This is a genomic window from Anaerobacillus sp. MEB173 (assembly GCF_052119505.1).
Lineage (GTDB): Bacteria > Bacillota > Bacilli > Bacillales > JBJMAU01 > JBJMAU01.
This window is the reverse complement of record NZ_JBJMAU010000003.1, coordinates 149,515-163,651: the sequence shown is the minus strand read 5'-3', so window position 1 is coordinate 163,651 and position 14,137 is coordinate 149,515. Positions and strand designations below refer to the sequence as shown.

Here is a 14,137-nt window from a genome sequence, read left to right as displayed (position 1 = left end):
TCCTTTGAAAGGAGGTGAAAACATGAACATAGGTGCCATGCAACTTTTAGGAAATAGTACACAAATTGATCCAGTGACAAAAGCACAACATCAAGGTGGATCAAGCAACAACTTTTTAGCTATTCTTGGTGAAACGATGAAAGACGGGATCATCCAAGCAAATAGTGTTCCGAACATAAGTGAAGAAAATAGTGATCAACAATTGTTACAACAACTGAGAGCTATTGTTAATGACCTTTCTTATGAAGAAGCATATGTAAGTATTGATAACTTACAATCCAAAGAAGTTCAAGACCTACTTGATCAACTTCCCATTGGATTAGCAGAAAAGATAGAATCGATATTTTCTAGCGGGCTACCAGTAGATACATTAGTAGATTCAGAGGATCTTTTAAATAATCCAATTCATTTATTGTCGTTATTTATCAAAGTCACAACCGCTACAAAATCTGGTTCAATCAGTCAAAATGATGCTGATGTACAGCAGAACAATAATGAGCAAAAAACAATCCAACTATTGCTTGAGAAGTTCTTGAAAACTCTTGACCCAAATTCACTAAAACAAGCAGCTAATCAAAACTTCATCGATGAAGAGACATTCATTAAGAAGTTAAAGATGGCTATGGGGACAGAAGAAACACTTCAACAAAATAAAAATTCTATATTTCCATTTCCTTTAGGGGTAAAGATTGGTATGAATCCACTTCAACAATTTGCGATTCATATAGGAGATCAAAATCAACAAGTAATGGAACATCAATTTATTCGTCAGTTTCAAGAGATTTTAGGGCGTAGTTCGTTAATTAATTTTAAAAATGGTCATCACGAACTTTCAATTAAGCTTTATCCAGAACACTTAGGTCGTCTGGATATCCGTTTAACTCAAATAAATGGTGAAATTATTGCAAGAATCATGACAACTTCATTCAAAGCTCGAGAATTAATTGAATCGCAGTTGAGTCAGTTGCGTCAAGCGTTTGGTTCTCAACAAATCAATGTTGAGCGGATTGAAATATCGCAGCAGCAAACTGGACAGGCATTTTCAGAACAACAGCAAAATAAACAACAGTCAGAACGAGACGATGGTTCACATCATACACAAGAAAATACCAATGAGAAGCAGGAAGATTCATTTTCAGATGTATTAGAAGAGGTAACGATTAATCAGAAAGTTTAGGTGGTTTTATGCCAAATACAATCACAGAATCTCTATATTTAGTAGACCGGCAAGCCCAACAACGTAATACGGGACAAAGTTTGTTAGATAAGGATGCATTTTTGAGAATTTTACTAACGCAGCTGCAAAATCAAGATCCAATGAATCCGATGGAGGATAAAGAATTCATCGCTCAAATGGCGACATTTACTTCATTAGAGCAGATGACAAATATGAGTAAATCAATGGAGAAATTCGTATCCATTCATCAAAACAGTCAGCTCTTGCAGCATAGTGAACTAATCGGTAAAAGCGTGAAATGGAGTAAAGAAGTACAGGTTGATGAATACCGAACGAGGACGGATTATTATGAGCATGTAGTAAAATCTGTTCGAATGGATCAAGGGAATGTCAGGTTAGAGTTGGAGGATGGTACACTGATTCGAGCAGATCAGCTGGTTCAAATAAGTTCAGCACCAATACCTGATAATCAAAAGACGGAGAACCTTGATAAAGAGCAAGACAATAATAATTCAGGGAAAAATGAATCATTTTAACAAAGGATACCGTTATTTCATAGGGGGTGCACGTAATGGATCCCAGGATTGTAACGCAACAATTGCACCAGTTACCAAAACTGCCTACAAAATTTCAGAAACAACCTGTAAAACAGAATAGTTCGTTTCAACATGTACTCGATTCAACGCTACATGGTATTGAGCATCTTAAGGTAAGTAAACATGCTGAGAAACGTTTGCAAGAGCGTGGAATTACGATTGATCACACCAAATGGGAAATTATTTATGATCGTATCCAAGAGGCTAAGCAAAAAGGTGTTAGTGATTCATTGGTTTTGTTGAAAGAGGGTGCACTAGTAGTTAGTGCTAAAAATAATACTGTTATCACGGTACTTGATCGTCATGAAGCGAAATCACAAATTTTTACGAACATAAATGGAACAATTGTTATTGATTGAGGCTGGACCTGAAAAGGAAGCCATGCAGTTGTGGATTGATGGAAGCAACTGAATTATAGAGGTGGAGGAAAATAATATGTTACGTTCGATGTATTCAGGGATTGCAGGAATGAAAAATTTCCAAGTCAAACTTGATGTAATAGGTAATAATATTGCCAATGTAAATACATATGGCTTTAAAAAAGGTAGAACAACGTTTAGCGATTTGGTGAATCAACAAATAGCAGGAGCTAGTGCACCAGGTCCGCAAAAAGGTGGAACAAACCCGATGCAGGTCGGACTTGGAGCACAATTAGCTTCTATTGATACAATTCATACGCAAGGTAGTTTGCAAAACACTTCTAGAGCATTGGATTTAGGTATATCAGGTGATGGTTATTTTGTAGTATGGAATGGTCAAGAGGGGGATGCTGCTGAGTATAGTTACACAAGGGCAGGTAACTTTTATTTTGATCAGAATGGGGATGTAGTGAATAGTGACGGATTGTTTGTTGTCGGTATTAATCAGGCTGGTGATGATCTACAGAAAATCAATGTTCCAACTACGGCGCAAAGCTTTAGTATCGGGAGTGATGGAGTAATTCGTTTTATTGAAAATGGAACGTTAGACGAAGCGGGCCAGATTGCTTTAGCGAAGTTCTCTAATCCCGAAGGCCTTCAAAAGATTGGTGGCAATCTATTTCAGCAAACAGCAAATTCTGGACTGGCTGCATTTCAATTTGAAGAAACCCCGGATGGTAACTTATTAGCCTATATTACAAGACCTGAAAGCAACGGAACAGGAGCACTAATCTCAGGAACACTCGAAATGTCCAATGTTGATCTATCAGAGGAATTTACAGAAATGATTGTTGCGCAGCGCGGGTTTCAAGCAAATACGAGAATAATAACGACATCAGATGAAATTTTACAAGAGTTAGTAAACTTAAAACGTTAAGTAAGTTATTAAGTATAACAGGGAGGAAAGGGCTAGGTTATAAGATCTAGCCTGTAACATAAAAAGGATGATTACTTTAACGAGAATTAATGGCCAATCATTTACACTGAATGCAATATATATCCAAGAAGTACAGTCATTTCCGGATACGACGATAACTTTGTTAAATGGAAAAAAAATAGTCGTGCTAGAGCCTGAGGATGATGTTATTCTTAAAGTGAAGTCTTTTTACCGGGAAGTTGGTCTCATACGAGTAATCAGTGATGTGGAGGGTCCTTGATTGTTTAAGAATAAATTAGTAAAGATTATGTTAATTATACTTATTGCGTTAACATTAATTGGGGTCACTGCTTTAGTTGTAATTAATTACTTTTCCTCAACATCAGATGAGCCAAAAGAACTAACTATTGAAGAAGTCATAGAATTGTCGGTCGACACGCAGGAAATTACGACAAATTTATTATCGAATGATTATATAAGAATAAAATTTAAGATACAAACAGATAACAAAAAGGCAAAAGTTGAACTGGAAAAGAGAGACTTTCAAGTAAATAACATTATTATTCGGGAACTGTCTGGGATGGAATCCACTGATTTTGAGGGGCCAGAAGGATTACAACAACTTGAAGATAACCTAAAGGTTATGATCAATGAAATTTTACAGAATGGTAAGGTTGTCCAAGTTTACACAACCTCTATTATTGTTCAGTAACCGCGAAAGAAAGAATACAGACTAGAGGAACAGAAGCAAAGAGAGGTGAAGCTCTTGGCTGATATTTTATCGCAAGGTGAAATTGATGCTCTGTTATCAGCAATTTCGACTGGAGAAATGGATGCAGCGCAATTAAAAAAGGAAGAAAATGAAAAAAAAGTAAAAATATATGATTTTAAAAGGGCGTTGCGTTTCTCAAAGGACCAAATACGAAGTTTAACGAGAATACATGAAAATTATGCTCGACTTTTGACGACATTTTTTTCCGCACAATTACGAACGTTTGTGCAAATCTCAGTTGCTTCGGTAGATCAACTGCCGTATGAGGAGTTTATTCGTTCTGTCCCTAAGATGACAATTTTAAATGTGTTTGATGCCTATCCGTTAGAAGGACGGTTTTTAATTGAAGTGAATCCTAATATCGCTTATTCAATGCTTGACCGTTTGTTAGGCGGACGGGGAACGAGTATCAATAAAATTGAGAATTTGACAGAGATTGAAACAAAAATTATGACCCAGCTATTTCAACGCATGCTGGAAAGCTTTGAAGAGGCATGGAGCTCTGTCATTGAGTTTGATTTAACAATGGAAGAGCTTGAAGTCAATCCTCAATTTTTGCAAATGGTTTCGCCAAATGAAACAGTTGTTGTCATCTCATTATCAACAACAATTGGTGAAACGTCAGGAATGTTTAATATTTGTCTCCCTCATGTTGTTTTAGAGGAAATACTTCCTAAGTTATCAGTCCATTACTGGATGCAAACAAAGAAAAAACAACGAGAGAATGTTGAAATTGAAGCTCTTGAGGAAAGTGTTAAACTGGCTAAAGTCCCTATAAATGTTGAATTAGGCCGATCTTCAATTTCGATTCAGGAATTTCTTCAGTTGGAACTGGGTGACATTATTGAATTAAATCAACTAATCGATAAGCCGTTATTAGTAAATGTTGGAGGTCACAGAAAGTATTATGCCCAGCCTGGAAAATTGAGAAACAATATTGCGGTTCAAATTACAGAGCTGATCGAAGAGGGGGATGGAAATGAGTGATATGTTATCTCAAGATGAAATTGATGCTTTATTAAATGGCATAGATGATTCGTCCGAGAATGATGATAGTGATTTAAAGGTTGAAAACTATTTATCAGTTATTGAACAAGATGCTTTGGGGGAAATAGGAAATATTTCATTTGGAAGTGCTGCAACTGCACTCTCCACATTATTAAATCAAAAAGTTGAAATTACAACGCCAAAAGTATCTATCATTGAAAAAGGGAAACTGGATATGGAGTTTCCACATCCTCATGTTGCAGTAAATGTTGAATACACCGAAGGGTTTGAAGGGACAAATTTACTTGTCATTCGGACGACGGATGCCCAGATCATTGCTGATTTGATGCTAGGTGGGGATGGACTGAGTCCTTCTGATCAGTTAGGGGAAATGGAAATCAGTGCGGTTCAAGAAGCAATGAATCAAATGATGGGATCAGCTTCAACATCAATGTCTACCATTTTTAATAAAAAAGTAGATATATCGCCGCCGGGAATTAATTTATTGGATGTTAAAGAGAGAGAAGGTCTTAATACAATACCGAATGAAGAAATATTGGTTAAGATCTCATTTCGGTTAAAAATAGGGGACCTAATTGACTCAAATATTATGCAATTAGTAACTGTGTCATTTGCCAAAGGATTGGTAGAAGAACTTATGAGTCCGTCAAAAAGCGAAGAGGTTGTCATGCAACAGCAGACTAATCAGTCCGAAGCTCCTCCTATTGAACCGCAACATCGTTTTCAAGAGCAGGAGCAACAATTCAATCCAAAGGAGCAAGAGATCCAACACAATTATCGTTTGCCTGAGGAACCACAACATCAGTACCAAATGAGTCCGCCTCCTGTTCAGCAACAACATTATGGTGCTAATAATCAGCGTGCTGCGAATGTACAACCTGTAGCGTTTTCAAGCTTTGATCCACCGCACCTACAGCAACCGGAAACGAAAAATTTAAATATGCTGTTAGATATTCCGCTGCAGGTAACAGTTGAACTAGGGAGAACTAAACGCACCGTAAAGGATATTCTAGAATTATCCCAAGGCTCTATTATCGAGTTAGATAAATTAGCCGGTGAACCGGTAGATATACTTGTTAATAATAAATTGATTGCCAAAGGTGAAGTAGTCGTCATTGATGAAAACTTCGGTGTTCGAGTAACAGATATTGTAAGTCAAAGAGACCGATTGCAAAATTTATAACTATATTTAATATCTAAAGGAGGCCAAATTAATGGCACAAAACATTTTAATTGTAGATGATGCAGCATTTATGAGAATGATGATCAAGGACATTTTATCGAAAAACGGATACGAAGTTGTTGGTGAAGCAACAGATGGAGCACAAGCAGTTGAAAAGTACAAAGAATTATCTCCTGATTTAGTGACAATGGATATTACAATGCCAGAAATGGATGGAATTACAGCATTGAAAGAAATAAAAAAAATTGACCCTAATGCGAAAGTAATTATGTGTTCAGCTATGGGACAACAAGCGATGGTGATTGATGCTATACAAGCGGGAGCTAAAGACTTTATTGTTAAACCATTCCAGGCAGATCGAGTTCTTGAGGCAATTAAAAAGACACTTGGGTAAGGCTAGGATTTGTAATGCAATGAAGTAAGCTATTTTTTAGTTTGACCATTATAGCAGACAAATGCTCATGCTTTTAAAGAGGGTGACAATGATTGTTTTTAAAACAAACGATTAGTATTATAGTCTGTCTAGTAATCTACCTTGTTCCGTTTGACTCTAGTTTTGTTCAAGCGGAACAAGATAATAAAACAGTACTAGAGGCTATAGAAAATGAAAAGAAAGAAACACAACAACCTGATCCAGCAACAGAGCAAAATGGCAGTGTAAACGAAGAACAAATTGCAGATGAATTTGTTGTTGAAAATCAAAGTTTATTCTTTGTGCTTATCCAAATGCTTGGGGCTCTTATTGTCGTTATCGGATTAATTTATTTTTTATTGAGATTTGTAAATAAAAAGACACAATCGTTTCGCAGCCATCAAACCATCCAAAATATTGGAGGAGTAGGATTAGGTGCTAATCGGTCTGTACAGCTAATCAAAGTAGGTGACCGGCTTTTAGTAGTCGGGGTGGGTGATTCTATCCAGCTAATAAAAGAGATTGATAGTGATGATGAAGTAAAAAAAATCATTGATCAACAAAACTCACAGTCTGACCAGTTAGAACAATCCTTTTCATCAATTGGCCAATGGGTGAAGAAAAGAGTCATCCAAGACGATCAAACAATGAATCCGAAACAAATTCGTTTTGGAGAACTACTTGAAAATAAATTAAAAGATGTAAAGAAAACAAAAAAAGATGCCTATGAAGTAATTAAGGAGAAAGAAAATGAATGAAATTCCGGGTCTTGACCTTGATATATTAAGTGATGAACCTGCTAACGTTGCGACAACAATTCAGTTATTAATACTATTAACAGTACTTACACTAGCACCTAGTATTTTAATTTTAATGACATCGTTTACGAGAATTATTATTGTTCTTTCATTTGTTCGTACAGGTTTGGCTACACAGCAAATGCCTCCGAATCAAGTATTAATCGCGTTGGCACTTTTTTTAACATTTTTTATTATGGCGCCTGTTTTCTCTGAGATTAATGAAACTGCTCTTTCGCCACTTTTTGAAGGTGAAATAACACAAGAGGAAGCATTTGATAGGGCATCTGTTCCTATTAAAGAATTTATGGCTACACATACCCGTGAAAAGGATCTAGCTTTATTTATGGGTTATGCAGGAATGGAGAGGCCTTCCACGATCGAAGAAATTCCTTTAACCGCACTTGTCCCGGCATTTGCGATTAGTGAGTTAAAAACTGCTTTTCAAATAGGCTTTATGATTTTTGTCCCATTTTTGGTTATTGATATGGTTGTAGCAAGTGTATTGATGGCAATGGGGATGATGATGCTACCGCCGGTAATGATCGCCCTTCCTTTTAAGATATTATTATTTGTGATGGTGGATGGCTGGTATTTAATTGTTAAGTCGCTATTGTTAAGTTATTAAAAAGGGTGGTTCAAATGAGTGCCGATTTTATCGTAGGCCTAGCACAACAAGGAGTCCTTACAGTCATTATGATTGCCGGGCCCTTGCTCGTTATCGCATTATTACTAGGATTGATAGTAAGTATCTTCCAAGCAACTACACAGATTCAAGAACAAACACTAGCGTTTGTACCGAAAATTGTTGGGGTACTTGTAGCTTTAGTTGTTTTTGGACCATGGATGTTATCACAAATGATTAATTTTGGTTATAACATCTTCAATAACTTACATCGATTTGTAGGATGAATAAAGTATGGAATTCATAAATCAATTTCCAGCATTTTTACTCATTTTTGTCCGTGTGACATCTTTTTTTATTACGATGCCGATATTTTCGTATCGGAATATCCCGACAATTTACAAACTTGGTTTAGGTTTCTTTTTAGCTTGGATGATGTTTCTGACATTAGATCCACCACATATTCCTATTAACAGTACGTATTATCTACTTATATTTAAGGAAGTTTTCATTGGTGTAACAATTGGATTAGTGGCAATGACCCTTCTCTATGCAATTCAGGTAGCCGGCGGATTTATTGATATGACAATGGGTTTTATGATTGCCAATGTCATTGACCCGCAAACAGGAGCACAAAGCCCCCTAATCGGAGGCTATTTATATACATTTGCTTTATTATTTTTACTAGCGATGGATGGCCATCACTTGTTATTGGATGGAATCTTTTATAGTTATCAGTTTATACCGCTTGAACAATTGTTCATTCCATTTGGTAACGAGTCGCTTATTTATCATATTGTAACAACTTTTAATACGATGATCATTATTGCCCTTCAAATGGCAATTCCAATAGTCGGATCGCTTTTTTTAGTGAACGTCACATTAGGCATGATTTCTCGCGCTGTTCCACAAATGAATGTTTTTGTAGTCGGATTACCATTGCAAATCTCTGTAGGTCTTATTCTTATTACTATCTTTTTACCCGTTTTTTTTATGATGGTTCGCAATCTATTCGATAAAATTATTATAACGATGCGTATTTTGATGCAATTAATAGGAGGAGTTTAGGTGGCTTATTTGTCTCTTGATCTTCAATACTTTTCCCAGGAGAAAACTGAAAAAGCAACACCTAAAAAAAAGGAAGAAACTAGAAAAAAAGGGCAAGTTGCAAAAAGTACGGATGTGAATACAGCTCTAAGCCTATTACTTGTATTTTTTATTTTATGGTTTATCGGTGGGTACGTTGGAAATCATCTCCTTGAACTTTTTCAACACACCTTTCAGGAGTACCTTCTCCTTGATGTAACAGAGAGAACGATTGAGATGGTCTTTTTGGAGTTAGTCATGGAGACAGCTATTGTAATTTCTCCAATTTTACTGATCGCGTTGATTGCAGGGATACTGAGTAGTTATATCCAGGTAGGTTTTTTATTTGCGCCTGAAGCCATCAAAATGAAATTAAGTAAGATTGATCCTATAAAAGGATTTAAGCGTATATTCTCAGTGCGAGCAATTGTCGAGCTATTAAAATCACTTTTAAAAATTACTCTTGTTGGAATTGTTGCTTTTACAATCCTTTGGTTAAATATTGATTCGATTTTAATTCTTTCGCAAAAATCCGTTGGTACAGCTTTAATTGAGATTGGACAATTAACAGTAATGATTGGGATTGCTTGTGCATTAATGCTACTTATCCTATCAGTTCCTGATTATTTGTACCAAAAGTATGATCATGAAAAACAAATTCGGATGTCAAAGCAAGATATTAAAGATGAGCATAAGAAATCTGAAGGTGATCCTCTAATTAAGTCAAAGCGAAAACAAAAACAGATGCAGATGGCTATGCAAAGAATGATGCAGGAAGTGCCAAAAGCGGATGTGGTAATTACAAACCCGACTCATTTTGCTGTCGCGCTAAAGTATGAAGGAGACAAAATGGAAGCGCCTATTATTGTAGCCAAAGGTGTTGACTATCTCGCCCTGAAAATAAAAGGGATAGCCAAGAGCAATAATGTAATTACTGTAGAGAACCGTCCATTAGCAAGGGCATTATACAGTCAAGCTGATATAGGTGATCAAGTCCCCGAAGACTTATTCAAAGCTGTCGCTGAAGTGTTAGCGTATGTGTATCGACTGAAAAACAAAGTATAGTAGTAACATTTTATACAAATGTGTACTAATTAGAAGGAGAAAGACTAATGCCTCTTAAGGATTTATCGGTATTATTAGGTGTAATCTTAATTGTGATTATGCTGATTATCCCTTTACCCCCGGGGATGTTAGACTTTTTGATAATAATAAACATCTCAATTGCATTACTTATTATATTGGTAGCAATGAATACGAAAGAACCACTGCAATTTTCGATTTTCCCAACATTATTATTACTTGTTACTCTCTTTCGCCTTGGCTTAAATGTTTCAACAACACGTTCAATATTAGGGAATGGTGAAGCAGGGAATGTTATTGATACTTTTGGCTCATTTGTTGTTGGTGGGAATGCATTAGTTGGATTTGTCGTCTTTCTCATTCTAATTATTATCCAATTTATCGTAATTACAAAAGGGGCCGAACGGGTATCAGAAGTAGGTGCCCGTTTTACCTTAGATGCAATGCCAGGAAAGCAAATGAGTATTGATGCAGACTTAAATGCGGGGATTATTTCTGAAACCGAAGCAAAAGAACGCCGTCAAAAAATTGAACGTGAAGCAGATTTTTATGGTTCGATGGATGGTGCAAGTAAGTTTGTAAAAGGTGATGCAATTGCTGGAATCGTTATTGTTATCATTAATATTATTTTTGGTTTAATCATTGGAATGATGCAATTAGGGTTAAGTATTGGTGAATCTGCTCAAAAGTTTACACTTCTAACAGTCGGGGATGGATTAGTGAGCCAAATTCCGGCATTACTTATCTCTACTGCTACAGGGATTATTGTAACGAGAGCAGCATCTAAAGGTAATTTAGGACAAGATATAACAGAACAAATTTTTGCTTACCCAAAAATGCTTTATGTAGCCGGTGGAACGATTGCCTTATTAGGAATAATGACACCAATTAATCCGTTAATTACATTTCCAATTGCCGGTTTACTTTTAGCAGGCGGTTACTTTTTATCGAAAGCAGAAAAAGAGGCGGAAATGACAGATATTGTTGCTTCTACAGAGGAAGAGACAAACGAAGATTTGAAGTCACCCGAGAGTGTTGTTAACCTCTTGCAAATTGATCCGATTGAGTTTGAATTTGGATACGGGTTAATCCCGCTTGCAGATGCTAATCAGGGTGGAGACCTCTTGGATCGTGTAGTGATGATTCGAAGGCAGTTAGCGATTGAATTAGGGATGATTGTTCCGGTAATTCGAATACGTGACAATATACAATTACAACCGAATGAATATGTGATAAAAATAAAAGGAAATGAAGTGGCAAAAGGGGATTTACTCCTTGATCATTATATGGCTATGAGTCCAGGGGTAGAGGATGAATCGATTGTCGGTATCGATACGATCGAGCCGGCCTTTGGCTTGCCTGCACAATGGATTTCCGAGGAAATGAAGGAGCAGGCTGAATTATCTGGATATACTGTTGTTGATCCGCCATCAGTTGTTTCCACGCATTTAACTGAGATTATAAAGAAACATGCTCATGAATTGATTGGACGACAAGAAACGAAGCAATTAGTTGATCATTTAAAAGAATCATACCCAACATTAGTAGAGGATGTTACACCGAATACATTAAGTGTAGGGGAAATACAAAAAGTACTAGCGAAGCTTTTAAAAGAGAATATTTCGATTCGAAATCTGCCTATAATTTTTGAAACTTTGGCTGATTACGGACAGATGACAAAGGATACCGATTTAATTACAGAATATGTTCGACAAGCATTGTCACGACAAATTTCAAAACAATTTTCTGTTCCAGGTGAACCTCTATATGTGATCACGCTAAGTGGAAAAATTGAGAAGTTAATTGCTGATTCGATCCAGCAAACAGAACATGGCAATTATTTATCATTAGATCCTAACGATTCACAACAACTATTAGATGCAGTTGTTGTTGAAATGGAACGACTTTCACAAATGGGGCAAATGCCTGTGTTGCTTTGTTCACCTGCTGTTCGAATGTTTGTCAGACAATTGTTAGAACGTTATATACCGCATGTACCCGTATTATCCTATAATGAACTTGAGCCAACTGTAGAAGTGCAGAGTGTAGGGGTGGTGAGCTTGTAATGAAAATAAAGAAATATATAGCGAATTCAATGCCTGAAGCGATGAAAAAAATAAGGCGAGAGTTAGGAAATGATGCAGTTATTTTGAATTCGAAAGAAGTTGAAACCGGGGGTTTTTTCGGGTTTTTTATGAAAAAGAATATTGAAGTAATTGCAGCCATTGATCCAACCCCAGTAATATCAAAAAAACCTATTAAAATAGAGAAGAAAAAGCAATATATAGAACCCATAAGCAATCAAGAGCTAGACAGAAGAACAAAAGATGCCCATGGAAGAGAAAAGAACAACGAGTTATTACTTGAAATACAACAGTTGAAACAAATGGTAAAGGATATATCGAGTGACTCAGTAAATATTAGTGGTGACGATTATCCTTTGCCATTAAAAAAGATGAATAAGTATTTAACTGATCAAGACATAGGTCCGGACATTCGCATTAGGATCATGAATTATTTACTGAAAAAATGGTATTCAAATGATGAGGAAATGAAGAGTGATCAAGAAATAAAAGAATGGCTTGAAGAGGTTTTTACTACGATTTTAGCCCCATTGAATATGGGTGGTATTGATTATAAAAAACAATTTGTTAATTTTATTGGGCCAACAGGTGTGGGAAAAACAACAACAGTAGCAAAAATAGCAGCCATAAGTGTGTTAAAGCATAAGAAAAAGGTCGCTTTAATTACTACTGATACGTTTAGGATTGCAGCAGTTGAACAATTAAAAACGTATGCCAATATTTTAAATATCCCTTTAGAAGTAGCCTATAATATAGAAGATTTTTTACGAGCAAAAGAACAATTTGCTGATTACGATCTTGTTTTAGTTGATTCAGCCGGCAGAAATTTTCGAAATGAGGTTTACGTGGAGGAACTTAAGAAAATTATTAACTTTGATCATGAAATGGAAACTTATCTTGTGTTATCACTTACTTCTAAGTACCAGGATATGGAGGCAATTATTAACCAGTTTTCATCGATTAACATCGAGAAAGTTATCTTCACGAAAAAAGATGAAACTTATAATTTTGGGACAATGATTAATTTACTAACGAAGCAAAATGTCGGACTTGCCTATATAACTAATGGACAAAATGTTCCTGATGATATTATTGAGGCTTCACCAAGCATAGTGATGAATATACTACTTGACGAGGTAAATAAAAATGAATGACCAAGCCGCAAACTTAAGAAGATTGGTTGATAAGACAGCAGGAGCTGCCCGACAAACGAAAGTCATTGCTGTTATTAGTGGAAAAGGTGGGGTTGGAAAGTCAAACTTTGCTCTAAATTTCTGTTTAGAACTTACAAAAATCGAAAAAAAAGTGATCTTGTTTGATTTGGATATCGGGATGGCGAATGTTGATATCTTAATGGGGGTCTCCTCGAAATATACAATTGTTCATATGTTAGAACAAGAACAACTAACTATTTGGGATATTATAGAAAAAGGTCCAATGGATTTATCATATGTTGCTGGAGGATCAGGCCTGTCATCAATGTTTCAGCTGAATCCAAGTAAACTTTCAAAATTCATGACACAAATTGAGATGTTAAATGAAATGTATGATTATATCATTTTTGACATGGGGGCTGGAGCAACAAATGATAGTCTGCAGTTTATCCTTTCAGCAAATGAAACAATCCTGGTCACTACGTCTGAACCTACATCGATTACCGATGCTTATGCAATGCTAAAGTATATTCATAAGTTAGATCATACTTTACCGTGTGCTATGATAATTAATCAAACTTCTTCAGAGAAGGAAGGTTATGAAACTGCTAACCGTCTTCAAAAGGTGGCATTGCAATTTTTAAAAAAGGACATCCCTTTACTTGGTATAGTTCCAAGTGATAAAGCTGTATTAAAGGCGGTTATGGCACAGACTCCGTTCGTTATTCATAATCCTAAATCCAATGCCAGTAAAGCAATTCATCTGATTGCCAGAAGGTATTGTGGGGAATCACAAATAAATAAGCCTACTTTTTCAATCTTTATAAATAAATTCCGCAAACTTTTTGCTGAAAGGTAGGAATC

Annotated in this window: 17 protein-coding genes; all 17 read left to right on the top strand. The window is 36.1% G+C overall.

Going from position 1 to position 14,137, the window contains the following annotated elements; all coding sequences use genetic code 11:
• The first annotated feature begins 22 nt into the window (after window positions 1–22).
• The 17 genes from ACJ2A9_RS08480 to ACJ2A9_RS08400 all read left to right on the top strand — a co-directional run bounded on the left by ACJ2A9_RS08480 (window position 23) and on the right by ACJ2A9_RS08400 (window position 14,132).
• Window positions 23–1,177 carry a flagellar hook-length control protein FliK gene (locus tag ACJ2A9_RS08480; RefSeq protein ID WP_441421205.1) on the top strand — a complete coding sequence of 385 codons (1,155 nt, stop codon included), beginning with the start codon at window positions 23–25 and terminating at the stop codon, window positions 1,175–1,177.
• A gap of 8 nt (window positions 1,178–1,185) precedes the next feature.
• Window positions 1,186–1,713: a flagellar hook assembly protein FlgD gene (flgD, locus tag ACJ2A9_RS08475; protein WP_441421204.1), complete on the top strand. Its 528-nt coding sequence runs from the start codon at window positions 1,186–1,188 to the stop codon at window positions 1,711–1,713.
• A gap of 35 nt (window positions 1,714–1,748) precedes the next feature.
• Entirely contained in the window at window positions 1,749–2,132 is a 384-nt protein-coding gene (locus tag ACJ2A9_RS08470; RefSeq protein WP_441421203.1) for a TIGR02530 family flagellar biosynthesis protein, read from the top strand.
• A 76-nt stretch (window positions 2,133–2,208) separates the two neighbouring features.
• Window positions 2,209–3,069 carry a flagellar basal body rod protein FlgG gene (gene flgG / locus ACJ2A9_RS08465; RefSeq protein ID WP_441421202.1) on the top strand — a complete coding sequence of 287 codons (861 nt, stop codon included), beginning with the start codon at window positions 2,209–2,211 and terminating at the stop codon, window positions 3,067–3,069.
• 67 nt (window positions 3,070–3,136) lie between these two features.
• On the top strand, window positions 3,137–3,349 hold the full coding sequence (locus tag ACJ2A9_RS08460; RefSeq protein ID WP_441421201.1) for a flagellar FlbD family protein: 213 nt from the start codon (window positions 3,137–3,139) through the stop codon (window positions 3,347–3,349).
• On the top strand, window positions 3,350–3,781 hold the full coding sequence (gene fliL, locus ACJ2A9_RS08455) for a flagellar basal body-associated protein FliL (RefSeq protein ID WP_441421200.1): 432 nt from the start codon (window positions 3,350–3,352) through the stop codon (window positions 3,779–3,781).
• Window positions 3,782–3,835: 54 nt separating this feature from the next.
• The gene (fliM, locus tag ACJ2A9_RS08450) at window positions 3,836–4,828 is read left to right on the top strand and encodes a flagellar motor switch protein FliM (protein ID WP_441421199.1); all 993 of its coding nucleotides are present in this window, start codon (window positions 3,836–3,838) and stop codon (window positions 4,826–4,828) included.
• Window positions 4,815–6,032 (top strand): flagellar motor switch phosphatase FliY, encoded by a 1,218-nt coding sequence (gene fliY / locus ACJ2A9_RS08445; protein ID WP_441421198.1) that lies wholly within the window; start codon window positions 4,815–4,817, stop codon window positions 6,030–6,032. Before fliM ends, fliY begins: the two co-directional genes overlap by 14 nt.
• A gap of 31 nt (window positions 6,033–6,063) precedes the next feature.
• Window positions 6,064–6,426 carry a response regulator gene (locus tag ACJ2A9_RS08440; RefSeq protein WP_441421197.1) on the top strand — a complete coding sequence of 121 codons (363 nt, stop codon included), beginning with the start codon at window positions 6,064–6,066 and terminating at the stop codon, window positions 6,424–6,426.
• A gap of 92 nt (window positions 6,427–6,518) precedes the next feature.
• Window positions 6,519–7,202, top strand: a complete 684-nt coding sequence (locus tag ACJ2A9_RS08435; protein WP_441421196.1) for a flagellar biosynthetic protein FliO — start codon at window positions 6,519–6,521, stop codon at window positions 7,200–7,202.
• On the top strand, window positions 7,195–7,869 hold the full coding sequence (fliP, locus tag ACJ2A9_RS08430; RefSeq protein ID WP_441421195.1) for a flagellar type III secretion system pore protein FliP: 675 nt from the start codon (window positions 7,195–7,197) through the stop codon (window positions 7,867–7,869). Before ACJ2A9_RS08435 ends, fliP begins: the two co-directional genes overlap by 8 nt.
• A 14-nt stretch (window positions 7,870–7,883) precedes the next feature.
• Complete coding sequence (fliQ, locus tag ACJ2A9_RS08425) at window positions 7,884–8,153, top strand: flagellar biosynthesis protein FliQ (RefSeq protein ID WP_441421194.1); 270 nt, start codon at window positions 7,884–7,886, stop codon at window positions 8,151–8,153.
• Between the two features lie 7 nt (window positions 8,154–8,160).
• Entirely contained in the window at window positions 8,161–8,934 is a 774-nt protein-coding gene (gene fliR / locus ACJ2A9_RS08420; protein WP_441421193.1) for a flagellar biosynthetic protein FliR, read from the top strand.
• Window positions 8,935–10,017, top strand: a complete 1,083-nt coding sequence (gene flhB / locus ACJ2A9_RS08415) for a flagellar biosynthesis protein FlhB (protein WP_441421192.1) — start codon at window positions 8,935–8,937, stop codon at window positions 10,015–10,017. It abuts the gene before it with no gap.
• A 47-nt stretch (window positions 10,018–10,064) separates the two neighbouring features.
• Complete coding sequence (flhA, locus tag ACJ2A9_RS08410; RefSeq protein ID WP_441421191.1) at window positions 10,065–12,101, top strand: flagellar biosynthesis protein FlhA; 2,037 nt, start codon at window positions 10,065–10,067, stop codon at window positions 12,099–12,101.
• Window positions 12,101–13,273 (top strand): flagellar biosynthesis protein FlhF, encoded by a 1,173-nt coding sequence (gene flhF, locus ACJ2A9_RS08405; protein ID WP_441421190.1) that lies wholly within the window; start codon window positions 12,101–12,103, stop codon window positions 13,271–13,273. The genes flhA and flhF overlap by 1 nt, the downstream gene beginning before the upstream one ends.
• Window positions 13,266–14,132 (top strand): MinD/ParA family protein, encoded by an 867-nt coding sequence (locus tag ACJ2A9_RS08400; RefSeq protein ID WP_441421189.1) that lies wholly within the window; start codon window positions 13,266–13,268, stop codon window positions 14,130–14,132. Before flhF ends, ACJ2A9_RS08400 begins: the two co-directional genes overlap by 8 nt.
• Window positions 14,133–14,137 lie beyond the last annotated feature (5 nt).